Annotated in this window: 22 protein-coding genes; 15 read left to right on the forward strand and 7 right to left on the reverse strand. The window is 42.2% G+C overall.

The window, feature by feature from the left end:
* Positions 1-70 precede the first annotated feature (70 nt).
* Entirely contained in the window at positions 71-478 is a 408-nt protein-coding gene (locus AB1A65_RS11775; RefSeq protein WP_366589290.1) for a thiol-disulfide oxidoreductase DCC family protein, read from the forward strand.
* Here the strand turns inward: AB1A65_RS11775 and AB1A65_RS11780 are convergent.
* Entirely contained in the window at positions 475-1,806 is a 1,332-nt protein-coding gene (locus tag AB1A65_RS11780; RefSeq protein WP_366589292.1) for a dicarboxylate/amino acid:cation symporter, read from the reverse strand. The genes AB1A65_RS11775 and AB1A65_RS11780 overlap by 4 nt on opposite strands.
* Positions 1,807-1,860: 54 nt before the next feature.
* Positions 1,861-2,925: a chorismate synthase gene (gene aroC / locus AB1A65_RS11785; protein ID WP_366589294.1), complete on the reverse strand. Its 1,065-nt coding sequence runs from the start codon at positions 2,923-2,925 to the stop codon at positions 1,861-1,863.
* Positions 2,926-3,120: 195 nt separating this feature from the next.
* On the opposite strand from aroC, the gene AB1A65_RS11790 reads away from it, so the two are divergent.
* Positions 3,121-4,059 (forward strand): UDP-2,3-diacylglucosamine diphosphatase, encoded by a 939-nt coding sequence (locus AB1A65_RS11790; RefSeq protein ID WP_366589297.1) that lies wholly within the window; start codon positions 3,121-3,123, stop codon positions 4,057-4,059.
* On the opposite strand, the gene AB1A65_RS11795 is transcribed toward AB1A65_RS11790, so the two are convergent.
* Positions 4,030-6,945: an FAD-linked oxidase C-terminal domain-containing protein gene (locus tag AB1A65_RS11795; RefSeq protein ID WP_366589299.1), complete on the reverse strand. Its 2,916-nt coding sequence runs from the start codon at positions 6,943-6,945 to the stop codon at positions 4,030-4,032. The two genes, AB1A65_RS11790 and AB1A65_RS11795, sit on opposite strands and share 30 nt — an antisense overlap.
* Before the next feature lie 90 nt (positions 6,946-7,035).
* Between AB1A65_RS11795 and AB1A65_RS11800 the strand changes: the two genes are divergently transcribed.
* Positions 7,036-7,533 (forward strand): hypothetical protein, encoded by a 498-nt coding sequence (locus AB1A65_RS11800; protein WP_366589301.1) that lies wholly within the window; start codon positions 7,036-7,038, stop codon positions 7,531-7,533.
* 98 nt (positions 7,534-7,631) lie between these two features.
* Positions 7,632-8,747 (forward strand): TlpA disulfide reductase family protein, encoded by a 1,116-nt coding sequence (locus AB1A65_RS11805; protein ID WP_366589303.1) that lies wholly within the window; start codon positions 7,632-7,634, stop codon positions 8,745-8,747.
* Between the two features lie 58 nt (positions 8,748-8,805).
* Here the strand turns inward: AB1A65_RS11805 and AB1A65_RS11810 are convergent, their stop codons facing one another.
* Positions 8,806-9,456 carry a rhomboid family intramembrane serine protease gene (locus AB1A65_RS11810; protein WP_366589305.1) on the reverse strand — a complete coding sequence of 217 codons (651 nt, stop codon included), beginning with the start codon at positions 9,454-9,456 and terminating at the stop codon, positions 8,806-8,808.
* A gap of 53 nt (positions 9,457-9,509) precedes the next feature.
* Between AB1A65_RS11810 and AB1A65_RS11815 the strand changes: the two genes are divergently transcribed.
* The 3 genes from AB1A65_RS11815 to AB1A65_RS11825 all read left to right on the forward strand — a co-directional run bounded on the left by AB1A65_RS11815 (position 9,510) and on the right by AB1A65_RS11825 (position 12,169).
* Positions 9,510-10,406: a lysophospholipid acyltransferase family protein gene (locus AB1A65_RS11815; RefSeq protein ID WP_366589308.1), complete on the forward strand. Its 897-nt coding sequence runs from the start codon at positions 9,510-9,512 to the stop codon at positions 10,404-10,406.
* Between the two features lie 117 nt (positions 10,407-10,523).
* The gene (locus AB1A65_RS11820; protein ID WP_366589310.1) at positions 10,524-11,516 is read left to right on the forward strand and encodes a sterol desaturase family protein; all 993 of its coding nucleotides are present in this window, start codon (positions 10,524-10,526) and stop codon (positions 11,514-11,516) included.
* A 113-nt stretch (positions 11,517-11,629) separates the two neighbouring features.
* The gene (locus tag AB1A65_RS11825) at positions 11,630-12,169 is read left to right on the forward strand and encodes a hypothetical protein (RefSeq protein WP_366589313.1); all 540 of its coding nucleotides are present in this window, start codon (positions 11,630-11,632) and stop codon (positions 12,167-12,169) included.
* Here the strand turns inward: AB1A65_RS11825 and glmM are convergent.
* Complete coding sequence (gene glmM / locus AB1A65_RS11830) at positions 12,166-13,557, reverse strand: phosphoglucosamine mutase (RefSeq protein ID WP_366589315.1); 1,392 nt, start codon at positions 13,555-13,557, stop codon at positions 12,166-12,168. The two genes, AB1A65_RS11825 and glmM, sit on opposite strands and share 4 nt — an antisense overlap.
* A gap of 91 nt (positions 13,558-13,648) precedes the next feature.
* Between glmM and AB1A65_RS11835 the strand changes: the two genes are divergently transcribed.
* From AB1A65_RS11835 to AB1A65_RS11850, 4 genes are read left to right on the forward strand one after another with little or no spacing between them, the layout of a single operon-like run.
* Positions 13,649-14,242 (forward strand): acyl carrier protein phosphodiesterase, encoded by a 594-nt coding sequence (locus tag AB1A65_RS11835; protein WP_366589317.1) that lies wholly within the window; start codon positions 13,649-13,651, stop codon positions 14,240-14,242.
* Positions 14,230-15,912 carry a gamma-glutamyltransferase gene (gene ggt, locus AB1A65_RS11840; RefSeq protein ID WP_366589319.1) on the forward strand — a complete coding sequence of 561 codons (1,683 nt, stop codon included), beginning with the start codon at positions 14,230-14,232 and terminating at the stop codon, positions 15,910-15,912. Before AB1A65_RS11835 ends, ggt begins: the two co-directional genes overlap by 13 nt.
* 11 nt (positions 15,913-15,923) lie before the next feature.
* Positions 15,924-16,838, forward strand: coding sequence for a hypothetical protein (locus tag AB1A65_RS11845; RefSeq protein ID WP_366589321.1), 915 nt, complete (start codon positions 15,924-15,926; stop codon positions 16,836-16,838).
* Between the two features lie 60 nt (positions 16,839-16,898).
* On the forward strand, positions 16,899-17,894 hold the full coding sequence (locus AB1A65_RS11850; protein ID WP_366589323.1) for an SMP-30/gluconolactonase/LRE family protein: 996 nt from the start codon (positions 16,899-16,901) through the stop codon (positions 17,892-17,894).
* Here the strand turns inward: AB1A65_RS11850 and AB1A65_RS11855 are convergent, their stop codons facing one another.
* On the reverse strand, positions 17,895-18,653 hold the full coding sequence (locus AB1A65_RS11855; RefSeq protein WP_366589325.1) for a LexA family transcriptional regulator: 759 nt from the start codon (positions 18,651-18,653) through the stop codon (positions 17,895-17,897).
* A 216-nt stretch (positions 18,654-18,869) separates the two neighbouring features.
* Here AB1A65_RS11855 and AB1A65_RS11860 point away from each other — a divergent pair, with 216 nt between their 5' ends.
* The 3 genes from AB1A65_RS11860 to AB1A65_RS11870 all read left to right on the forward strand — a co-directional run bounded on the left by AB1A65_RS11860 (position 18,870) and on the right by AB1A65_RS11870 (position 22,266).
* A complete protein-coding gene (locus tag AB1A65_RS11860; RefSeq protein ID WP_366589327.1) occupies positions 18,870-20,132 on the forward strand; it encodes a putative DNA modification/repair radical SAM protein in 1,263 nt (420 codons plus the stop codon).
* 109 nt (positions 20,133-20,241) lie between these two features.
* Complete coding sequence (locus AB1A65_RS11865) at positions 20,242-21,018, forward strand: TIGR03915 family putative DNA repair protein (RefSeq protein WP_366589329.1); 777 nt, start codon at positions 20,242-20,244, stop codon at positions 21,016-21,018.
* A gap of 9 nt (positions 21,019-21,027) precedes the next feature.
* Positions 21,028-22,266, forward strand: coding sequence for a hypothetical protein (locus tag AB1A65_RS11870; protein ID WP_366589332.1), 1,239 nt, complete (start codon positions 21,028-21,030; stop codon positions 22,264-22,266).
* Here the strand turns inward: AB1A65_RS11870 and AB1A65_RS11875 are convergent.
* Positions 22,263-22,787 carry a hypothetical protein gene (locus AB1A65_RS11875; RefSeq protein ID WP_366589335.1) on the reverse strand — a complete coding sequence of 175 codons (525 nt, stop codon included), beginning with the start codon at positions 22,785-22,787 and terminating at the stop codon, positions 22,263-22,265. The two genes, AB1A65_RS11870 and AB1A65_RS11875, sit on opposite strands and share 4 nt — an antisense overlap.
* 178 nt (positions 22,788-22,965) lie before the next feature.
* On the opposite strand from AB1A65_RS11875, the gene uvrA reads away from it, so the two are divergent.
* A complete protein-coding gene (uvrA, locus tag AB1A65_RS11880) occupies positions 22,966-25,827 on the forward strand; it encodes an excinuclease ABC subunit UvrA (RefSeq protein WP_366589338.1) in 2,862 nt (953 codons plus the stop codon).
* Positions 25,828-25,838: the final 11 nt, after the last annotated feature.

The following is a 25,838-nucleotide window of genomic DNA, read 5'->3' on the forward strand; positions in this document are numbered from 1 at the left end:
TTTAAAAATAACCATATTATCCAAAGTAGGCTATGATTGGTTTGATTCAGGTGTGTTGTATCTTTGTAGCATGGAAAACGACAAGAAAATTATTCTTTTCGATGGCGTATGCAATCTTTGCAACGGGTCCGTTCAGTTTGTAATCAAGCGGGACAAAAAGGACGTGTTCCGCTATGCAGCCTTACAAAGTGAAATTGGTGAAAAACTGGTTTCAGAACGCAATATTGATACGAGCCAAGTGGATTCCATTATTTTGATTGAGCCCGGTGTGGCCTACTACACAAAATCGGATGCGGCCTTGGAGATTGCCCAAGAATTGGGTGGGTTATGGAAACTGAGCGCCATTTTCACGTGGATTCCCACTTCATTTCGGAATGCCATTTACGACTTTGTGGCCAAAAATCGTTATAAATGGTTTGGCAAACAAGAGTCGTGCATGATTCCCACCCCTGAATTGAAAGCCAAGTTTTTGGGTTAACTGCCTTTAACTTGATCTAAATGATCGTCCCAGTCTTCCACATGGGGGTCTCCCAGTTTACCAACAGATTTGGCCACCACCATGGAGACCATAGCATCGCCAGTTACATTTACAATGGTCCGGCACATATCCAAGGGGCGATCTACCGCAAAAATCAAGGCTAGACCGATGGCTAATTTATCTGACGGGAATCCAATGGATTCCAATACAATGACCAACATCACCATTCCAGCACCTGGAACGGCCGCGGAACCGATGGAAGCCAGCAGAGCTGTTAAAATAATGGTCAATTGACCTGAAAAAGTGAGGTCAAACCCAAGAGCCTGTGAAATAAAAACCGCGGCAACACCTTGGTACAAACTTGTTCCATCCATGTTGATTGTAGCCCCTACGGGCAACACGAAACTGGATACCTCCTTGTCCACACCAATATGTTCTTCCACACGTTCCATGGTTACGGGTAAGGTGGCTGCACTGGAACTGGTGGAAAAGGCCAATAACTGTGCCGGGCTCATCTCCTTTAAAAACCAAAACGGATTCTTTTTGGTGTATGCCGTTACCACAACGGAATAGAATACTATCATTAAAAAAAGTCCCAATACTACAACACCGGCATATTTTAATAGAGCCAATAATAAATCAGGATCACTGGAGGAAACCACAACCCCGGCCAAAAGTGCAAAAACCGCATAAGGCGCGGTGAGCATAATCAAATCCACCATCTTTAGGACCACATCATTCAAGGAATCAAAGAAATCCTTGAGGGGCTTTGCACTCTTCTCCCCAATCAACAACATGGAAATCGCCAGTATAATGGCAAAGAAAATCACTTGGAGCATAAGAGCATTATCACTCATGGCCGAAAAGGCATTGTCCGGCACCATGTCAATCAGAAATTGTAATGGACCACTTTCCTTTTGGCGAGAAGCTTCTTCCAGCTTAGAGGTAACTCCAACATCTCCTGCATAAGTATCGGTAAGTTTTGTCACCGTTTCTTCGGAAATCCCATTGCCTGGTTTTATAACATTCACCAAGAGCAATCCAATGGTAATGGCCACCACCGTTGTTACGATATACGTGCCAATGGTACGTAAACCAATATTCTTGAATTTTGATATATCCTTGAGGTCGGAAATCCCCTTGACCAACGACGCCAAAATCAGCGGAATCGCAATCAGTTTAAGTAGTTTCACAAAAATGGTTCCCAAAGGTTGGATCCAGTCCGATACAAAATCTATACCCCAAGTCACTTGGGTCATTGCAAATCCGAATAGGATACCTAGAAGCATCCCAATAAGAATCTGCCAGTGCAGTTCGAGTTTACGCATGAGTAGTTTTTAGGAAAGGAAGATAGTATTTTGGCGCGAAACGCCCTAATGCTCCTAAATTTTATTGGTGCGGGCCAATAGCGTAAAATCCGCCAAGACCAATGCTGCCATAGCTTCCACAATAGGCACCGCTCTGGGCACCACGCAGGGATCATGCCTTCCTTTACCTTGGGTGGTCACGGGTTCGCCTTCTTTATTAATGGTCTCATAGGACTGCAATATCGTGGCCACGGGTTTAAAAGCTACATTGAAATAGATGTCCATCCCATTGCTGATACCCCCTTGCACTCCCCCACTTCGATTGGTTTTTGTGGTACCGTCTTGGTTATAGGCGTCATTGTGCTCGCTGCCTTTCATCTTGATGCCCTCAAAGCCGCTCCCGTATTCAAAGCCCTTTACCGCATTGATGGAGAGCATGGCCGCTCCCAAAGTAGCATGGAGCTTATCAAAAACCGGCTCGCCCAAACCAATGGGTACATTTTGCGCAACACAGGTAATGACACCGCCTATGGTATCCCCTTCTTTTTTAATGGATTTGATGTAATCCTCCATTTTTTGGGCCATCTCTGGGTCCGGACAACGTACCGGATTGGATTCAATCAAAGAAAAGTCCAATTCTTGATACGATTTTCCCATTTTTAATTCCCCAACTTGGGAAACAAAAGCATTGATTTGAATATCGCTCAAAAATTGTTTGGCAATGGCGCCGGCCACTACCCTACTTGCAGTTTCGCGGGCCGAACTTCGACCCCCGCCTCTATAATCGCGAAAACCGTATTTTTTATCATACACATAATCTGCATGGGAAGGCCTGTATGAATCCTTGATGTGGGAGTAATCTTTGGATTTTTGATTGGTATTATGAATGGCAAAGCCTATGGGCGTACCCGTGGTCTTTCTTTCAAAAATTCCTGAATAGACTTCAACCGTGTCAGGTTCTTTGCGTTGGGTAACAATTGCGGATTGACCTGGTTTTCTTCGGTTTAATTCCAATTGGATTTTTTCGATATCCAATTCCACCCCAGCGGGGCATCCGTCCAACACGCCGCCAATGGCTTTTCCATGTGATTCACCAAAGGTGGTCAACCTAAAAAGTTGTCCAAAAGAATTTCCAGCCATCCGGTATAAAAATTAATGGTTGCCCAAAGGTAGATGTTCTCAGCCGAATTCAAAAGCAACTCCTTTAGTTAATCTTTAAGTAACATAGGTTTTGTGAACTTCATGTTTTATTAACCATATCCTCATGAATTATTGATTTGAAATTGATTTTAAGTTTATTCCTACACTGTTATTTTGCATACAAACCCTATTCATTTGAAAAAAAGGAAGATAGAACTGGCGGTTATTTCAGATGTCCACCTTGGAACCTATGGCTGCCATGCTGATGAACTCATTGCTTATCTTAACAGTATTCAGCCTAAAAAACTCATTTTAAATGGTGATATCATCGACATTTGGCAGTTTAGCAAACGTTATTTCCCGCCGTCCCATTTAAAGGTTTTGAGAAAGGTAATTGGAATGGCGTCCAAAGGCACCGAGGTTTACTATATCACTGGAAATCATGATGAAATGCTCCGTAAGTTCAGCGATACTTCAATGGGAAATTTTAAAATCACAAACAAGCTAGTACTCAACCTAGATGGCAAAAAAGCATGGATTTTCCATGGAGATGTGTTCGATGTCTCTATTCAAAATGCAAAATGGTTGGCCAAGCTGGGTGGGTACGGGTATGACCTTTTGATTTTGATCAACAGCTTTGTGAATTGGTGGTTGGTAAGGTTGGGGCGCGAAAAATATTCCTTGTCCAAACGTATCAAAAATAGTGTGAAAGGTGCGGTAAAATACATTAACAATTTCGAAAGAACTGCCGCCGACCTTGCCATAGAAAATGATTATGATTACGTGATTTGTGGGCACATCCATCAGCCTAAAAAAGAACATTACGAAAATAAATATGGTAGCTGCACCTATCTTAATTCAGGAGATTGGGTAGAGAACCTCACTGCCTTGGAATACTCCTTCAAGCGTTGGAGAATTTACCACTACAACCATGATAGACTATCCCCTTTCTTTGTGGATGAAGATCTTAAGGAGATGGACATGAACGAACTTATTGCCTCAATCACCGATAAGGAAGTGGACATGGAGGAAATCAACCAAGAAGATTTCTTTATTGAAAATCCCTTGGAAGACGAACCAACAAACGAACCCAACAAAAAAGGTTTAGACAATCAAGGCTTTACGCAGGATTGACACTGGATGCTCCGCATCTCTGTTGGTGCCATCCTTAATTTGATGCCTACAGCTGGTTCCATTGGCAGCAATCAAGGTGTTTTTCTCACTTTTTTGGACCGAGGGGAACAGTTTTAAACTCCCCACCTTCATACTGGTTTCATAATGCTCCTTTTCATAGCCAAACGAACCTGCCATACCACAGCAACCAGAGGAAATGATGGTGACCTTATAGTTTTTAGGAAGATTCAATACGTCAAAGGTCACTTTTTGATCGCTCAACGCCTTTTGATGGCAGTGGTTATGAATTTTCACCGTACGCTCCTCTTCTGTAAAACTCTCAGCAGTAATATAACCTTGAGCGATTTCTTTTGCCAAAAACTCCTCAATCAACAAAGATTGAGCCGCCAGCTTGGCCAATTGAGGTTTATCCTCATGGAGCCTTTGGTATTCATCCCTAAACGAGAGAATGGCCGAAGGTTCCAGACCAACTATGGGAATATTTTTATCCAAATACGGCGCTAGTTTCAACATGTTTTTGGACACCAACTTTTTAGCTTGCTTTAAAAAACCTTTGGATAAATAGGTTCGTCCGCTTTCGGCATAGAAGAGTTCCACATCATAGCCCAATTTGCACAAAAGCTCAATGGCATCCTTACCTACTTCAATGTCAAGATATTTAGTGAACTCGTCCAAATAGAGCACCACTTTCTTCTTGGAAAGGTCCGTGTTCTTAAGATTGAATTGTTCCAAATGTCGTTCAAAATTGAAGTTGTACACCTTGGGAAAACTTCGCTCGGAAGCTACGCCAGCGGTCTTTTTCAAGAATCCACCCAAAATTTTGGACTCATATACAGCATTGGTGATACCCGAAATCTTACTTCCCAAAGCATTCAACTTGGTGTTATGGGCAAACAGTTTACTGCGTAATGGATACCCATTGGATTCTTGATACTGATACAGGAACTCCGCCTTTAAAGTGGCTACATCAACATTACTTGGGCATTCGCTGGCACAGGCCTTACAGCTTAAACACAGGTCGAATACTTCCTTGAGTTCTTTTTGGTCGAACCGATTGGTTTTTTCAGATTGGGTCAAAAACTCCCGAAGCGCATTTGCCCGTCCCCGAGTTGTGTCCTTCTCATCTTTAGTGGCGTGATAACTCGGACACATCCCTCCAGACATGGTATGGTTTTTTCGGCAATCCCCGCTTCCGTTGCATTTTTCAGCAGCCTTTAAAATACCTTCACTGTCCGAGAAATCCATCAAGGTTTTTACCTCGGGTTCTTCCCGGTCCACTTCATAACGTAGGGATTCGTCCATAGGGAAGGCATCCACAATTTTGCCGGGATTAAAAATATTGTTCGGGTCGAACGTCTTTTTAACCCGTTTCAACAGCTCGTAGTTGGCATCGCCAATCATCAACGGGATAAATTCAGCACGAACAATACCATCCCCGTGCTCCCCACTAAAACTTCCTTTGTATTTTTTGGTGAGCTTGGCCACATCGGTGGTAATGGAACGGAACAAAACCACATCTTCCGACTTTTTTAGATTAAGGATAGGTCGTAAATGTAATTCTCCGGCTCCAGCATGAGCATAATATACCGCCTGCTGGTCATACCCCTTCATAATTTGTGAGAACTCCATGATGAAATCCTTCAAATCCTCCAAAGCAACCGCTGTATCCTCAATACAGGCAACCGCCTTTCGATCACCCACCATGTTCCCAAGTAAACCAAGACCTGCCTTACGCAATTCAATAGCCTTGTTAATGTCCTCTCCCATTAAAATGGGATTTGCATAACTCAAACCTGATTTTTCAATAGTTTGTAGCAATTCCTTTAGTTGCAATTGAAGGTCTTCTTCGGAATAAGCTTTTAATTCCAACATTAAGATTCCGGCGGGATCACCATCCACAAAAAAACGATTGGCCAACTGTGCCCTGTTGTTCTTGGTGCAGTCCAAAATCACCTTGTCCATCATCTCACAGGTATGCAGGTTATGCTGCATCACCGGCGCCACATCGCTCAAACAATCTTCCAAGGTTTTATAATGTGTGGCCACCATGGCGGACAATGGTGGTGGCAAATCATCCAATTGCAGGGTGATTTCGGTGGTGAAAGCCAGGGTTCCTTCACTTCCTGCCAACAACTTGCAGAGGTTGAAGTCCTCTTTCTCACTTCCGAAGAGATTATTTTTCAAAAGTTCATCCACCGCATAGCCTGTATTTCTTCGGTGTATGCTGGGTTTTGGGAACTCGGCCAGAATATTTTTTCTGTTCTCTCCATTGGAAAGTTCTTGTTCCAAGGATGCGTAAATCTTACCTTCCAAAGTGTCTTTCTGTTTTTTGACATCAAAAGTTGCTTTGGAAATGTCCGAGATTATTGCATCACTTCCATCAGAAAGCACACAGTGCATTGCTATGACCTTATCCCGGGTTACCCCATACTGAATGGAAGTGGTCCCCGAAGAGTTGTTGCCCACCATCCCTCCTATCATGCATCGATTGGAAGTTGAGGTATTCGGTCCAAAAAACAAACCGAATGGTTTTAAATATTGATTGAGTTCATCACGGACAACTCCAGGCTGAACTTTTATCTGCTTTTTTTCTTTGTCCAGTTCCAATATTTGAGTGAAATGCCTGGAAACATCCACCACAATACCATCACCCACACATTGGCCCGCCAAAGAGGTTCCAGCGGTTCTGGGAATTAGTCCAACCTTATGGGCATTGGCGAACTGAATCAGTTTTTTGAGGTCCAGTGTATTTTTAGGGTAAGCCACTGCAAGAGGTCGCTTTCTGTACACCGAAGCATCGGTGGAATATAATGCCCTGCTGAGGTCATCCACCATCAACTCCCCCTGTAGTTCTTCAGAAAGGGCTTTTAACAAATTTTTATTCAATTTGGAATACTTTTTGGGAACCAAAATGGTTTAACAAACGTAAATTTAGTTACAAAACTATCTCTAATTTTTAACTTAACGAGTAAACTTATGAAGATTACCACATTATTTGCTGCGCTTTTTTTGTTTGCAACAGCCTCCGTTAGTGCACAGGAGATTTCCGAGCACGCCCTAGGTCTCCGTTTGGGTGACAGTGACGGTTTTGGGGCCGAAATATCCTATCAGAAATCCATAGGAAGATATAATCGGGCAGAGTTCGACCTGGGCTGGCGTGATAGTAGGAACTTTGACGCTTTTAAACTTACCGGCGTTTATCAATGGGTACATCAACTGGATGGAAACTTTAACTGGTTTTACGGTGTAGGTGGTGGATTGGGTAGTGTTGATTTTGAACCAAACCCCAATTTTGACGACGACAATGATGGTCTTTTTGTGTTTGCTGCCGGTGATATTGGTGTGGAATACAATTTTGACATACCCCTGCTCATTTCATTGGATTTTAGACCTGAAATCGGACTAGTGGGCTATGATGGATTCGACAATGATTTTGACTTCGATATCGCCCTGGGAATTCGATATCAATTCTAACAAACAGCATAATTCTGAACTCACCCTTGACTTTCATAAGGTCAAGGGTTTTTTTATGCAATAAGTTATGAATACCTTAGCGGCTTAAACAACGAGAAATGAAAAAAGTATTTGCAATTGTGCTGGGAGTTGTGTTCTTGGCATCATGTGGTTCAAAATCCGATGGATATACGCTAAATGGCAAGGTTGACGGCGAATTGGAAAATGGTACGCCAGTATACCTAAAAACTACGGATTCCATCAATCAATTGGTTGATATAGACACGACCACGGTTGAAAACGGTGTCTTCAGTTTTAAGGGCACCCAAACTGAACCCAAACTACACTACATATTTTTGGAAGCCAACAGAGGCAACGTTCCTTTCTTTCTGGAAAACGGAGAAATCGACATCCAGTTCCAAAAGGATAGTATGAACTATGCAAAGCTTAAGGGTACTCCACAGAATGAGCTTTTTATGGACTTTTTGGATGAATCCAGAATCCTTTCCGATAGGGCCATGTCCATGCAAAATGATATGAGAACCGCTGCGCAACAGCGCGATACCGCAACAGTCAATGCACTTCGGGAAGAATTTATTGAATTCCAAGAAGAGGCAAAAAACTTCAACGTAGACTTTGCCAAGAACCATCCAGATGCTATGATTTCAGTGTTGATCATTGGAAATCTAATGATGAGCAAGGCACTTCCTGCGGATGAAATCAAAGCACTGTTCGAAGGACTGTCCCCAGAAATGAAGGCCACCAAGCCTGCCATGGAGCTAAAAGAACGTTTGGACAGTATGAAATCCACAGAAATTGGGGCAGTGGCCCCAGATTTTTCTGCTCCTACGCCAAGCGGTGAACCCTTGGCCCTTAGCGAGGTCACCAGTAAAGGCAAACTTACTTTAGTGGACTTTTGGGCTGCATGGTGCAGACCGTGCCGTATGGAAAACCCCAATATTGTATCCGTTTACAATAAGTACAAAGACAAAGGATTCAACGTGCTTGGCGTTTCTTTAGATACCCGTGCCGAAGATTGGAAAAGCGCCATTGAAGCCGATGGATTGGCATGGAACCATATATCCAACCTAAAGCGTTTTCAAGACCCCATAGCAGAAATGTATAATGTTGATGCCATACCTGCTGCTTTTTTATTGGATGAAAATGGAGTCATCGTGGCCAGGAACTTGCGCGGAGCTGCTTTGGAAGAAAAAGTGGCAGAACTTCTCAATTAAGACAAGATACTTTCAAAATAGAGAAGGTTCAGGTTTTACTTGAACCTTTTTTTATGGTTTAAATTTTACCCATCTTCTCCAAAACAAAGAGAATCAGAATAGGAACAGCCAAAAGAACAACTATAAAAGTATCCGTTACAAACAATTCTGGCCTGAACAACAACGTAGTGGCATAACCCCCAATGGCACCGCCAAAGTGGGCTGTATGGCCAATGTTGCCCAGTCTGCTTTTCATTCCGTAAATGGAATAGAGCAAATAAGCAATTCCCAGAACGTAAGCGGGCAATGGAATGGGAATGAACATTATCCCAAGTTGCATATCAGGATTCAACAGAATTGCAGCATATAAAATACCCGTGACGGCACCACTGGCCCCAACGGCACTGTAGTAGGGTTCATCCTTATGGAAAAACATGGCCAAGAGGCTTCCGGCAAGCAGGCTGATGAAGTAAATGATCAAAAACTTTCCGGGTCCAAACCAATTAATGACCACATTGGCAAAAAAATACAGGGTAAACATGTTGAAGAACAAATGGGAAATATCAACATGCAAAAAGCCCGATGTAACGGTTCTTTCCCGTTGTCCGGCACGTATGGCACCAATACTGAATTTATATCGGTCAAAAAAAATGGAGTCGCTAAAGCCGCGCAAGGACACAATTACATTGGCTGCAATAATGCCAATGGTTGCTATATGTAAATTGAACATGGTAACTCAGGTTTGGATTCAAATATAGCTATATTTGCACACAAGAATTACCAATGCAGCTAGTAGTTTATATCCTTTCTTATCCTTTACTCTGGTTGATTTCCAGGTTGCCTTTTAAAATCCTTTATGTCATTTCTGATGGAGTCTATGCCCTCCTCTACAATGCCATAGGATACCGTAAAAAAGTGGTGCGCAACAACTTGGCCCTTGTGTTTCCCGAAAAATCGGAAGAAGAGCGTTTATTGATAGAAAAGGAATTCTACAAACATTTCTGTGATATGTTTTTGGAGATGATAAAGACCTTGGGAATCACCACTGAACAAATAAAAAAAAGGTATGTTTTCACCAATGTTGAGGTTTTTCAAAAACTTGAAAATAGTGGTAAAAGTGTTATGATAATGATGCCCCATTATGCCAGTTGGGAATGGGTTTTCTCATTAAATACGCTAATAAGCTCAAAAGCTTATGCCATATATCAACCCATCCAAAATAAATATTTTGATAAGTTGGTCCGAGATATACGGAGCAAATATGGCACTACATTGATAAAGACCTCTGAGAGTCGAAAAATTATAGCCGATTCAAAAAAAGCATCCGAATTGATTACGGTCGGGATTATTAGCGACCAATCCCCTATGTTGAACAGAGCAAGACATTGGGCCAAATTCATGGGCATTTTGGTCCCCATACATGTTGGTGCGGAGGAAATCTGTAAAAGCACCGATATGATTCCGGTATACCTGAAGGTTAAAAAAACAGGGCGCGGATACTATGAAGCCACCTTTAAAGTTTTAGCCGAAAATCCCAGCGAAATACCGGATTATGAGATTTCAGAAGCTTTTATGAACGAAACAGAGAAAGTTATTCTTGAGGCACCTGAATATTATTTCTGGACACACAAACGCTGGAAACATAAAGATAAAGCTCCCAAAGCCCTACAAAATTCTTAAGCTTGTATAGAACAGCTACTTTCTTTAACGTAAATGTGCCTTAAATGGGTGTTGGTCGAAATTTTATAGACTTTTTTTCCAAGTTTTCTATTTTCTGTACCAACTAAACAAACCCACATGGAATTTTTAGAAACCCTTTATAACGAGATCATAGGCTTTCTGGGCATCTCGCAGGCCTTGGAGATTCTCCGCTCTGGGGATTATTCTACCTTTACCACTTATGACGGTATTGTTTCCCTAATTTACCCCATTATTCCCCTCTTGCTTATTCTTGAACTTATTTTGGGATTCATCTACAAAAAACCCCAGGCCAAGGTCTACAAGGTAAATTTCCTTATCTACATTTTCAATCGGTTTGTGGGTCGGTTTATTGCCATTGCCATGGTCGCCCTTTGTATTGGACTTTTTCAACAATACGCGCCGTTCCAGACCACAATGACGTGGTATTGGTTCATTTACGGGTACATTATTTGGGAACTGGGTCATTTTGTCTACCACTATCTGGGTCATAAAGTACGATTGTTCTGGTGTTTACATTCCACGCACCATGCCCCCGAGGACATGAACTTATCCGTGACCCATGCGCATTTCTTTTTGGAAGCTCCGTATGCAGACACCATTAGGACCACCGTTTGCATTCTCTTGGGCGTGCAACCGGAAATGTTGTTCCTTATCATGTTCATTGACGGCACGTATGGTGCCTTCATCCATATTGGGGAAAATATATTGAAAAACGGTCGCTTGGGCTTTTTGAACAAAATTATCTTGACCCCATCGCACCACCGGGTGCATCATGCCAAAAATCCACTCTATATGGATACCAATTTTTGCAATCTGCTCAATATTTGGGATAAGGTCTTCAAGACTTATCAAGAAGAGCAGCGCCATATCCAGATTGAATACGGCATTACACGCGAGATGGATTCCGGAAATTTTCTGGACGTATATTTTGGTGAAATCGTAGCCTTGGCCAAAGATGTCTGGAACGCTCCGGGCATGGGCAACAAGTTCCGGTATTTACTGATGCCCCCGGGCTGGAGCCATACCGGCAATCATAAAACCGCGAAAGTAGCACGTAGCACCTATTTGGAAAGCGCCAAAGCCAATTGATTCCAAAATGTCTAAAGGGTTCTGTAAGAACAGGCAAAATCTTATACTTTTCTTAAAAAGGAAGCTTGATCTAAGGATGTTTTATACATTGAACACAATTCAAACTTCAAAAAATGAAACAGTTAACTACACTCTTGCTCTTAGGTTGCTTTGCACTTTCTTATGGACAACAACCGCCAAAAGACATTCCCCAAGAAATCTTGGAGGCTATCAAAACTGATGTATGGATTCCCTTTATGGAAGCTTATGACCAATCCGACTCCCAAAAATTAAAATCCATCCACACCAATGATATTGTTCGAGTCACCTTGGATCAAAATCAGGTAGAGATGGGAGAAACCTATTTAGAGAGTTTCGGAAACTTTGTAGAGAGTGTAAAATCCAGAGGTGACCATGTTAATATTGCCTTTGCCGTAGTTTCCACGGCCATTAACGACAACTATGATGTAGCCCACCAAACCGGGTATTATCGGTTCAGCTCTAAACGCAGTGGTGAAGAGGCCTTTACAGTGAGAGGCTATGGCGAATTCAATGTAGGTCTTCGTAAAGAAAACGGTTCATGGAAAATTTGGCTGGATTCTGACAAACGGATCCAACTCTCTCCTGAAGATTTTAACGCGCAGGAAATCGTTTATGAATTAGGAAAATCCTAGCTCAACCCTGCCACTTCCTTTATTTCGTCAATAATTCGGTCTGCAAGATTGTTCGCCGCGTCCTGTGTTTTGGCTTCGGTGTAAATTCGGATAATGGGCTCGGTATTGGACTTGCGTAAATGCACCCAATTTTCAGGGAAATCAATCTTTACCCCATCAATGATTGATACTTCTTCGTCTTTATATTTTTGGTGCATGGCTTCCAATAGGGCATCCACATCCAATTCTGGGGTGAGTTCAATCTTCTTTTTGCTCATAAAATAGCTGGGGTAACTGGCCCTCAATTCGGCCACGGTTCCGCCCCGCTCTGCCATCAACATTAAAAAAAGAGCCGTTCCCACCAAGGCATCCCGTCCATAATGACTTTCAGGATAGATAATTCCACCATTTCCTTCTCCGCCGATAATGGCTTTGTTGGCTTTCATTTTAGCTACCACATTCACTTCGCCCACGGCAGCGGCCTCATAGGTTCCCCCATGTTTTTCAGTAACATCCCGCAAAGCCCTTGAAGATGACAAATTAGAGACTGTATTTCCTTTGGTCTTCCCCAAAACATAATCAGCGCAAGCTACCAGTGTATATTCTTCGCCAAACATTTCCCCATCATTGCTGATGAATGCCAAACGGTCCACATCGGGGTCAACCACAATACCAAAATCGGCCTTTTCTTCCACAACTTTCTTGCAGATATCCCCCAAATGTTCCTTTAAAGGCTCTGGATTATGCGGAAAATGACCCGTAGGGTCACAATACAGTTTCACCACTTCCGCGCCCAATTCTTCCAATAACTTGGGAATGGCAATGCCTCCTGAAGAATTTACGCCGTCCACTACCACTTTAAAACCAACTTTTTTTATGACCTCTGCATCCACCAAGGGAAGTGCCAATACTTCATCCACGTGAATGTCCATATACGAATCGTTTTTTGTGATTTCGCCCAAATCATCCACTTCAGCAAAATCGAAATCCTCTTTTTCTGCCAAAGCCAAAATTTTGGCACCTTGCTCAGCATCCAAAAATTCTCCCTTCTCGTTCAACAATTTAAGGGCATTCCACTGCTTTGGATTGTGACTTGCGGTAAGAATAATCCCTCCATCTGCCTTTTCAAGTGGTACGGCAATTTCAACGGTTGGTGTGGTAGACAAACCCAAATCAATCACATCAATTCCAAGCCCCACCAAGGTGGAGACCACCAGATTTTGAATCATTTCACCCGAGAGTCGGGCATCCCTTCCAATAACCACGGTGAGCTTATCTTTGTTGGCGTACGCTTTTAACCAAGTACCATATGATGCTGCAAACTTAACAGCATCCAATGGAGTAAGGTTGTTATTTGTTTTGCCACCTATGGTGCCTCGTATTCCCGAAATTGATTTGATCAGTGTCATAAATTGTTAAAAAAGTTTTTGCAAATATAGCGGGGCATTCGGTAATCCAAGTTTTGAATTTGTAAATTTCGACAGAAAAGAAAAAGCCCCGATGAACTTCTTGGCACATATTTATTTGTCCTTTGATGACGAAGAAATCACTTTGGGGAATTTTTTTGCCGACCATATTCGGGGGAATAAGTACAAGCACTTCCCGGATAAAATACAAAAAGGAATTCTCCTGCATCGTGAGATAGATACCTTCACCGATTCCCATCCCATTGCCAAGCAAAGTAGCAAACGGCTCCATAAAAACTACAGCCATTACAGTAGGGTCATCGTGGATATTTTCTACGACCATTTTTTGGCGAAAAATTGGAGTGATTATTCTCAGGTACCGCTTGAGGATTATGTGGAAAATTTTTATGACTTATTGGAAAACAATTATGAGATTCTTCCATTGGGTACCAAACGACTGATGCCTTACATGATTGCGGACAATTGGTTGTTGAACTATGCCAATCTTAACGGGATAGATCGAGTTCTCAATGGTATGAACCGAAGGACGAAGAACAAATCCAGGATGAATTTTGCCATCATGGACCTTGAAGAACACTATTCTGATTTCGAAAATGAATTCACCGCTTTTTTTAAAGAATTGATTACCTTTTCCCGGCAAAAATTTATTTCCCTATGCGAAGACTGATCCTCTTTCTGCCCCTCATCCTATTCATTCATTGTAAACAACAACCAGCTAGCCCAACCGGGCTGGTCACTGAAAAGGCCATGGTGGTCTCCGCACGTGAGGAAGCTTCCCAAATTGGGGTTGCCATCATGGAAAAAGGAGGGAACGCTTTTGATGCCATGGTTGCCACCGAACTCGCCTTGGCGGTGGCTTATCCCTATGCTGGAAATCTTGGCGGAGGAGGTTTTATGGTCTATCGAAAGAAGAACGGAGAAATTGGCGGATTGGACTACCGGGAAAAAGCCCCACTTGCTGCCCATAAGGATATGTATTTGGATTCCCTTGGGAATGTAATTCCTGACATGAGCACCTTAGGTGCTACAGCAGTGGGTGTACCAGGCACGGTAGCCGGGGTAATGGAGGTGCACAAAAAATTCGGGTCTCTTCCCCTACCGGAAATTTTGGAGCCCGTAATCAACTTGGCCAAAAAGGGGGTTGTAGTCACTCAGAAACAAGCAGAAAGATTAAAAAGTTATAAAGAGGCCTTTATAGAAGTAAACGGAGACAGTACCAAGTTTGCTACCAATTTTAAAGAAGGGGATACCATAAAATATCCCGAACTGGCCAGTACCCTGCAAAAAATCCTTGATAATGGAAGAGATGGTTTTTATAAGGGTGAAGTTGCCCAAAAACTAGCCGCTTTTATTCAGGAAAGCGGCGGTTTTATCACCGAAGAGGATTTAGCGAAGTATGAAGCCAAATGGAGAGACCCTATTGTTTTTGATTATAAGGATATCAAGATCATTTCCATGAGTCCACCCAGTAGCGGTGGGGTCACCATCAATCAGATTTTCAAGATGATGGAACCGTATCACCTATCCGATTTTGGCCATAACTCTGCCAAGACCATACAATTATTTACTGAAGCTTCGCGACGCGCTTATGCCGACAGAAATTATTTTTTGGGTGACCCTGATTTTGTGGACATTCCGTTGGACAGGCTTTTGGATGATACCTATCTGCAAACAAGAATGGCCGACTTTTCCTTTGATAAAGCTACGCCTTCATCTAAAGTGAGTCATGGTGAGATGGAGATTGTTGAAAGTGCTGAAACCACCCACTACTCCATTGTGGATAGCGAGGGTAATGCCGTTTCGGCCACTACCACCCTTAACGGTGGGTATGGCTCAAAACTTTATGCTGCAGAACTGGGCTTCTTTTTGAATAATGAAATGGATGATTTCAGTGCCAAACCCGGAGTTCCCAATATGTTTGGACTGGTAGGGGCCGAAGCCAACAGCATCGCGCCGGAAAAACGAATGTTGAGCAGTATGACGCCTACTATTGTGGAAAAAGATGGGGAGTTGTATATGGTCGTGGGCACCCCCGGGGGCTCAACCATCATCACAGCGGTGGCTCAGACCATTCTCAATGTATATGAATTCAACCTGAGCATGCAGGAGGCCGTGAATGCTCCTCGTTTCCATCACCAATGGCTACCTGATGTAGTTACGTTTGAAGAAGAAGGTTTTTCCAATACTTTAAAGACCGAACTGGAATCCAAAGGCTACGAAATCTTGGAGGGCCGTACCCCGGTTATCGGAAAAGTAGATGCCATTCGCGTACTGCCCAATGGCAAATTGGAAGGTGGCGCTGACAAACGCGGCGACGATACGGCAGTTGGTTTTTAAATACTATGGGTATGCGTTATGACGTGGTAGTACTTACCGATTCGAGGTACATCAATCCTAAAAAGCAAAGTGTTTATATCGATAATGTGCTCTTGGAAGACCGATTGGTTCTGGAAGCTCTACAAAATCAAGGGTTGAAGGCTATTCGCAAATCATGGGACGATCAAGAATTTGATTGGTCCTCTACCAAATATGCCCTCTTCAGAACCACTTGGGACTATTTTGACCGCTTTCCCGAGTTTGCCAAATGGTTGGAGGCCACTTCACAAAAAACCCAATTTATCAATTCCAAAAAGCTCATCCATTGGAATATTGACAAACACTATCTGCAAGATCTTTCTAAGGCTGGGGTCACCATTCCAAAAACCTATTTTGTGGAATCGGGTACAAAAATCACCTTGGAAGAGGCTTTTCAACATGCAATAAATACGATGGGATTTCAACCTTCAGCATTTATTTTGAAACCCTGTGTGTCCGGTGCAGCCCGGCATACGTACAAAATCAAGAAAGAATCCATTGAAGCACATGAAGCTGTATTTCAGAAATTAATTTCCGAAGAAGCCATGATGCTACAAGAATTTCAAGAGAATATTATAAAGGAAGGGGAAATCTCCATGATGGTCTTCAATGGAGAGTTCACCCATGCCGTATTAAAAGTTGCAAAACCGGGTGATTTTAGGGTGCAGGACGATTTTGGAGGAACCGTTCATCAGCATGAACCTACCCAAGAACAAATTGACTTTGCCACGAGTGTGGTACATGCCGCTCCTGAGCTTCCCATATATGCCCGTGTAGATATTTTTAAGGACAACGATGACGATTGGGCCTTGGCCGAACTGGAAATCTTTGAGCCAGAACTTTGGTTTCGACTCAATCCCAAAGCGGCAGATATTTTGTCACAATCTATAATGAAATCGTATTTTTAGTTGTGCTCCTCAGGTTCCTGCCCAGAGTTATGATTATATTTAATCCAGTAAATTATCAAAATGAAAAAAATAGCATTCCTAATGTTAGGAATAACACTGGGGTGTACAGCACAAGAAAAAGCTGCACCAAAATTAGTAGCCGAAAACGACGCATTTTACAATTATCTTGATGAAAATGCTGAAATAGAGGTTTTGGCCGAAGGCTTCACTTGGTCCGAAGGACCAGTTTGGATTAAGGAAGGGGGTTATCTTCTCTTTTCTGATGTTCCCAAAAACACCATTTTTAAATGGAAGGAAGGTGAAGGAATTTCCGAATTTTTAAAACCTTCAGGGTACACCGGCGTGCTGCCCTACAGTCGTGAGCCGGGCAGTAATGGTCTTACCATAAACAACAATGGTGAGTTGGTCGCCTGTGAACATGGTGATCGCAGAATTACCCGAATGCCATTGGTTGGAGGTGGAAAATTCACCTTAGCCGACACATGGCAAGGCAAACGGTTTAACAGCCCCAATGATGTGGTCCAAGCTTCCAATGGAACGTATTATTTTACAGACCCACCTTACGGCTTGCCCAAGCAACAGGATTCAGAAATTCGGGAAATCGATGCATTTGGTGTTTACAAAATAGGAACCGACGGCAGTGTGGAAATGGTAATCAGCAACCTTAACCGTCCCAATGGCGTAGCGCTTTCCCCAGATGAGAAAACACTCTATGTGGCCCAATCAGATTTCAATGCCCCTTATATTATGGCGTACAACATACAAGATGATGGCTCTGTGGATGAAGGAAAAGTGTTTTTTGATGCCAAAACTGTATTAAAACCCGATTTAAGGGGATTGCCCGATGGCTTGAAGGTAGCCAAAGACGGAACTATATTTTCCACAGGTCCCGGTGGTGTTCTAGTCATTACTTCGGAAGGCAAATACTTGGGAAGGATAGAAACAGGTCAACCCACGGCCAACTGCGCTTGGGGCGATGATGGTTCGGTACTTTACATGACCGCCAATAATACGTTGATGCGAGTTCAGACCAAAACGGTCGGTGATGGGTTTTAACTATTTGATTTGACCCATCTGCTTTTTTAATTCCTCCATGGATTGCTGCAATTGTTTCAGCAATCCAGTTTCTGTAGTGGCGTCTATATTGAAAGTAAGTTTGCTACTTACTTCCCATATTTCCTGAATTTGGAAGGGTTTAATATCGTACGGAGGATAAGACTCGTTCAGAGAAACCAAGGTAATGTTATTGGAATTCGGCTTTCGCTCAATTTTCTTCACCATCACCGAATCTTGAAGGACCACCACATACATTTTATTGGGGCTCACATAGTCTATATGCTCTATGGCACGCGCCAATACCCAATCATTGGGCCGTAAATTGGGCAACATACTGTCACCTTCAACCTGAAAACCACGATACGTAGCATTCCGAAACTCTGGAATGGGCATATCAAAAGCTGGAAGTTGTTGGTACCAACTCGTGTCTGTAATATTTTGAGGATACCCAGCAGCGGCTTTGGCATTGACCAATACCATATTATCCTGATCGGAACTATCTACAGTGACCACTTTTGGAATTACACTGGTTTTGGAGGTATCCAAATGTTTTTGGTCACTATCGCCAAAAAGCCACAGTGGGTTTATTTTGAACTGTTTCAATAGTTCCTCTACCACTTTCCCTGACAATTTGGTCCGGCCTCGCTCAATATCCGCAGTCGTATTTTTCACCCCCAACAACTGGGCGAACTCGGTTTGGGTATACCCCAATTCCCTTCGAATATCAATAAACCGTTTTAGTGTAAGTTCGTTTTCCATTTCTGCATTTTTGTGCCACTTCGGACTATCATCCTGAGCGCAGTCGAAGGAGCTTTCTAGAAGTCATTGACCTTTACCTTAAAATTAGGTCTCGACTGCGCTCGACCTGACATATATTTTCAAATATATACATTTTGGAATATTTCCAAAAATAAATTTGGATTATATCCATTTATTGGAATATTTCCATATCTTTGATTGGAATATTTCCAAGTTATGAAATTTGACAGAATACGGGAAAAATTAAATATCCTTGCGGACGCCGCCAAATACGACGTGTCCTGTGCCAGTAGTGGCAGTGACCGGACCAACAAGAACAAAGGGTTAGGGAATGCTTCACGCATGGGGATTTGCCATAGTTATACCTCAGATGGTCGCTGTATCTCCCTATTAAAGATTTTATTGACCAACCACTGCATTTTTGATTGCGCCTATTGCGTCACCCGAAAAAGCAACGATGTCAAACGTGCCGCATTTAAGATTCAAGAGGTGGTTGATTTGACCATCAATTTTTACCGAAGAAATTATATTGAAGGACTTTTTTTGAGTTCGGGAATCTTCAAAAGCCCTGATTACACCATGGAACGCCTAGTTGCTGTGGCCAAAAAATTGCGGGAAGAAGAAAACTTCAATGGGTACATCCATCTCAAATCCATTCCGGGAGCCAGTGACGAACTGATGTATGAAGCTGGTTTGTATGCAGACCGGCTTTCGGTGAATATTGAGGTGCCTACCATATCAGGTTTAAAGTTGTTGGCTCCTGATAAGAAGCATGAGGATTTTACCAAACCTATGCTAAAAGTCAAAAATGAGATTGTACGATACAAGTCAGAGAAAAAAATCATTAAGAGTACACCCAAATATGCTCCTGCGGGGCAAAGTACCCAAATGATCGTGGGGGCGTCTGGGGAAACGGACAAGGACATCATGTACTCAGCGACATATTATTATAAAAAATATGCGATGCGAAGGGTATATTATTCCGGATATGTGCCAGTGGCAGATGATGCCCGCCTTCCGGCCATTGGCTCGCAAGTCCCCATGCTTCGGGAGAACCGATTGTATCAAACGGATTGGCTATTGCGCTTTTACGGCTTTGCCGTGAATGAAATTTTGAACAATAACCATCCCAATTTAGATATGGAGGTAGACCCCAAACTTTCATGGGCTTTACGCAACCTGCATCACTTTCCTGTGGATGTAAACGTAGCGGATAAGCGGCTTTTGGCACGCATTCCCGGTGTTGGCATGCAATCCGTTGAAAAAATAATAAAAGCTAGAAAGTTTCGAAAATTGAACTGGGACCATCTCAAGAAAATTGGAGTGGCCCTCAACCGTGCCAAATATTTTATGGTGTGCGATTCCCGCCATTGGGAGCGCCGTGATTTGGATGCGGAGAAAATTAAAGGTATGATTCTACAGACTTCGTCTGGCAAGTTTCGGAATCAGTACAGTACACAATTGTCATTGTTCAATTGACAATGAGCAATGGATAGGAGTATGTCATTTCGAACGCATGTGAGAAATCTGGATTTCTCAGTCGTAGACTCCTTCGAAATGATATTGAAAAACTATAAAAACGAACACTATGAAACCCTCAACAACCTTAATTTACGACGGCAGCTTTAACGGTTTTCTCACAGCCGTCTTTGTCGCTTTTGATGAAAAACTTAATGTGGCCGATATTCAAAAAAATAGCGAATGTCAAAATGGTTTGTTTTCTGAAACCGAAACCATCTTCACCAACGTTGAAAAAGCCAAGCGCGTATGGAATGGTGTTCGGAACAAGAGCCATAATGCCATTGCCAATGTGTATTTTGCCTTTTTGAGCGAAACTGAGGGGGTGGAATTGATGCTGTATACCTACATCCAAAAATTGATGGCCGCCAAAAGTGGAAAACAGTTGGATTATTCGGACGGGATTGTGCTGCACATTAGCCAACTGGCGCGGAAAGTAGGTCGTGAAAAGCACCGTATGGAAGCCTTTGTCCGTTTTCAATTGACCAAGGACGATATCTATTTTGCCAATATTGAACCTGATTTTGATGTCTTGCCTTTAATCTCCAAACATTTTCGGGACCGTTACGCGGACCAGCAATGGCTGATTTATGATGTAAAACGGAAGTATGGCATCTTTTACAATCTGGACCATGTAGAAATGGTATCCCTAAACCTCAAGGACATCCACTACAACAAGACCGTTAAAGGTGATGCTTTTAAAACTGAGGAATACGATTACCAAACCTTGTGGAACGATTATTTTAAAAGCACCAGCATTAAATCCCGTATCAACCCTAAATTGCATACGCAACATGTACCGAAGCGGTATTGGAAGTATCTTAGTGAAAAGAAAGAAGCTGTTTAAATGCCAAACATGGATGTTTTCAAAGAATGGAAGCTAAATATCCTTGAGAGAAAGTGGAATACTGTACAGCACACAGAAAAGATTTTCTCAGAAAAGTTCATCAATGAGAAAATTAATATTATCAAATCTTTTTTTCATGCTGATGATTTAACGCCACCTAGTAAAAACAGTATATCTAATTTTTCGATTACAAACCCATCCAATTTGTGGATAATCTTCCTATTAAAACAAAGGAATATGGGCTCTTATGAACTTCTCATTCAAATATGTGAAGTAATTGAATTTTTCTTGGAAAAAGACCCAGAATATTTAACATTAAAACTTTTACAATCGGATGGAAGAATCAACAAGAAGGCTTTCAGAAATGACTTTTTTGAAGTGTGGTTAAATTACTGGCTCTATCAACAAAAAATTAAAGTTGACCTTAAAAAATGTTATCGAAATGATACAAATCCTTATAGTGAAGGTTTTGATTCTGCTTTTATCACTGATGAAAATAAATATATCGTTGAATGCTTGAAACTGCAGTCATGGAATGAAGAGGTTTGGGAACTTTCATATCAAATGATTAGAAATGTTTATATCTGGCAAGAGAAACTAAGTCGCACTTCGCAACCTTTTTTTGATTCATTTACAATTTTAGCAGAACCCAATGCCATCATTCACGATGGTGGTGTCGAACTAAGAAAACATCTTAAACAGTTTATTAAAAACAAGGAAGAATTATATATTTCATCTTCACAAAGTTTCTCTAAAATTTTCATTTTTAAAAATGACAACTCCAATGATATTGCAATCGAAAAATCAATAAAAAATAAAAATAGAGTCAAGCTTGTCACCAAATTTGTCGGATATGAGGCTAAAGATGTTAAGGGAAACATCTTAATTGATTTTGACCCTAAATCGGTTGAGGAAAAAGTTTTTTTTAATATCAGTGCTGAGTCCAAGCTAATTAGATCCCCTAAAAAGTTTGAAGAACATTTAATAAAAAAGGTAAAAAAGAAAATAGCTCAGCACAGGGATAGACTAAATCATCAAAAACTAATTATTGCAATAGAACTCGAAACTTTTAATGGGTTGACGGCATTTCCAATAAAAACTATAGAAAATTTCGAAAATCTTAAAAAGCTAACTAGTAATAAAATTTCAATACTTGTATTCTTTAAGAATTCTCAAGGGGAAAACCTCGAAATAAAAAGCCAGCATTTTCACCTCAAAGGAGATGAAATTTCCAATTTATTCTATTAATTACTCCTCTCCCCCACAAAATGGTCGCTCTTATTTTTAAACAGCACGTTAAAACTGGTTAAACTACCGTAAATGCGGGTAATGTATTGTTGTAGATCTATTTTTTCTTGGTCATCCAAGTTCTTGCTACTGTTGATTTTTTGCTCCATGACACGGATGCGGTCCCGCACCATTACTATCTTGTGAAAAAAAGTGTCAATGGGCATTTCCTTGTTCTGCGTAGCATCCCCAGGGTCCAAAATGAGTTTTCCACCTTTCCATTTATCTGCAATGGCCACTTTTTCATGGGTGTCGCTCCACTTTTCCAAAATCTTGACCAAGGAACGCTCAACCTCAAAAAAGCTTACAGTGTCCACTTCGTCTTCCACCGCTTCAATGGTTTCAAATTCGGAATCGAGGTCAATGGTTTCCAGTCCATTTTCCAAAAAAGTAACCCAATAATGCTTTGAGGATACGTTGGTCACTACCCCTTTTCCATATTCGGGGTGATCTATACGGGAGCCGATGCCTAGTAGTTTCATTTATTATAATTAATGTCATTTCGAAGAAGCTTTGCGACTGAGAAATCTAGATTTTTTCACTTATGTTCGAAATGACTGTTTCAAAACCCAAAAATAAATCAACAATTAAAAATAACGAAAACCAAACCTCTTTCTTTTTTACGCACCAAATCGCTATTTTTGAGGTTTGCTATGATTTATGATCAATTATGAAGAACATATTGAGGTTAGGGGCGCCAGAGTCCATAATCTTAAAAATATAGATGTTACCATACCCCGCGAAAAGTTGGTTGTAATCACCGGACTTTCGGGTAGCGGAAAATCTTCTTTAGCCTTCGACACCATTTATGCCGAAGGACAACGCCGGTACATAGAAACTTTCTCAGCCTACGCTCGGCAATTCTTGGGCGGACTGGAACGTCCCGACGTAGATAAAATTGATGGCCTCTCCCCAGTCATCGCCATAGAACAAAAAACCACTTCAAAATCTCCGCGCTCTACCGTTGGAACCATTACCGAAGTGTATGATTTTTTGCGTCTGCTTTTTGCCCGGGCCGGGGATGCCTACAGCTACAACACCGGGGAGAAAATGGTGAGCTACAGTGATGAGCAAATCAAAGATCTGATCATTGAATCGTATCTAGACAAAAAAATCAATGTGCTGGCCCCGGTGGTCAAGTCCAGAAAGGGGCATTATCGCGAATTGTTCGAGCAAATTGGCAAGCAAGGCTTTGTGAAAGTTCGTGTGGATGGCGAAATTTTGGATATCACCAAAGGCATGAAGGTGGACCGGTACAAGACCCATGACATTGAGATTGTCATTGACCGCCTAAAAGTTGGTGACACGGAAGATTTTCACAAACGACTCAGTGAAACCATCAACACGGCCATGTACAGTGGCGAAAATGTGCTTATGGTCTTGGAAGAGGGCGAAAGTGTCCCACGCTATTTTAGTAGGGACCTAATGTGTCCTTCATCGGGCATCTCCTACCCCACTCCAGAACCCAACACCTTCTCCTTCAATTCGCCGAAAGGCATGTGCCCCGCCTGCAGCGGATTAGGTCATGTTCACGAAGTGAACGAAAACAAAATCATCCCTAATAAAAAATTATCAATCAAGGCCGGAGGGCTGGCACCCTTGGGTGAGTACAAGAAATCATGGGCGTTCAAACAACTGGAGACCATTGCCCAGCGGTACGGTTTTGAATTGTCCGACCCTATTGAAAAAATTCCTGATGAGGCCATGGACATCATTTTAAATGGTGGAAAAGAAAGTTTTGAGGTCGATTCCAAAACATTGGGGGTAAAACGGCAGTACAAAATCGACTACGAGGGCATTTCCAATTTTATAAAGACCCAGTTTGAAGAAGCCAACTCCACTTCCATAAAACGGTGGGCGAAGGATTATATGGACAAGGTGAAATGTCCAGAATGTGAAGGTGCCCGTTTGCGTAAGGAATCGCTCTATTTTAAAATTGGCGAAAAGAACATTGCCGAACTCGCCCACATGGACATAGCCGAGCTGGCCCAGTTTTTTGAACAGTTGGACAACTCCCTTGAGGGCAACCAAAAAATTATAGCAGAAGAAATCATTAAGGAAATCAGGACCCGTATCCAATTCTTGTTGGATGTGGGTTTGGACTACCTTTCCCTGAACCGAGGTTCCAAATCGCTATCAGGTGGAGAGGCACAACGTATCCGATTGGCCACACAGATTGGGTCCCAATTGGTGGGGGTACTCTACATCTTGGACGAGCCCAGCATCGGTCTGCACCAAAGGGACAATGAACGTCTGATTCACTCTTTGGAATCCCTTCGGGATATTGGAAATTCTGTGATTGTGGTGGAACATGACCGAGATATGATCGAGAGTGCGGACCATGTTATTGACATTGGCCCAAAAGCAGGAAAACATGGCGGGGAAATCATTTCCGAAGGAACACCGCAAGAATTAAAGGACCATCATACACTCACAGCCCAATACATTACCGGGGAATTGGAGATTCCGGTACCTGCAGAGCGACGAAAAGGTACAGGGAAAAAAATCGTACTCTCCGGTTGTACGGGTAACAATCTTAAAAATGTTACCGCTGAATTCCCTTTGGGAAAATTGATTGGTGTTACGGGCGTTTCAGGAAGTGGCAAATCCACCTTGGTCAACGAAACCCTTTATCCTATCATGAACGCCCATTATTTCAACGGGGTGAAAAAACCGATGCCCTACAAAAAAATTACGGGGCTGCAACATATTGACAAGGTCATCGACATTAACCAATCACCTATTGGAAGGACACCACGCTCCAATCCGGCTACGTATACTGGGGTTTTCAGTGAGATTCGGGCTTTATTTGCAAAGACTACCGAAGCTTCAATACGGGGATACAAACCCGGGCGGTTCAGTTTTAATGTGGCCGGAGGCCGATGCGAAACCTGTCAGGGTGGCGGATTAAAGGTGATAGAAATGAACTTTTTGCCCGATGTGTATGTGGAATGTGAGACCTGCAACGGCAAACGTTTTAACCGCGAAACCTTGGAGATTCGGTATAAAGGAAAATCCATTGCCGATGTATTGGAGATGACCATCAATGAAGCGGTGGACTTTTTTGAGAACATTCCCAAAATACATCGTAAGTTAAAGACAATAAAAGATGTAGGACTCGGTTATATATCATTGGGGCAACAGTCCACTACCCTTTCCGGCGGAGAAGCGCAACGGGTGAAGTTGGCCACTGAACTATCCAAACGCGACACCGGGAACACATTTTATATCCTCGACGAACCTACAACCGGACTACATTTTGAAGACATCCGTGTGCTCATGGAGGTTTTGAACCAACTTGTAGATAAAGGAAATACCATTTTGGTGATTGAACACAATATGGATGTCATTAAAATGATGGACCACATCATAGACATAGGTTACGAGGGTGGTCGTGGTGGTGGGATGGTCATTGCAACCGGCACACCAGAAGAAATTGCCAAGGACAACAAAAGCTATACGGCAAAGTTTTTGAAGAAGGAATTGGAAAGTAATAAGCAAAAAATAGCAAAAGCCGTTTAAATAAAAAGATA

The sequence above is a fragment of the Allomuricauda sp. ANG21 genome, assembly GCF_040705235.1.
Lineage (GTDB): Bacteria > Bacteroidota > Bacteroidia > Flavobacteriales > Flavobacteriaceae > Flagellimonas > Flagellimonas marina.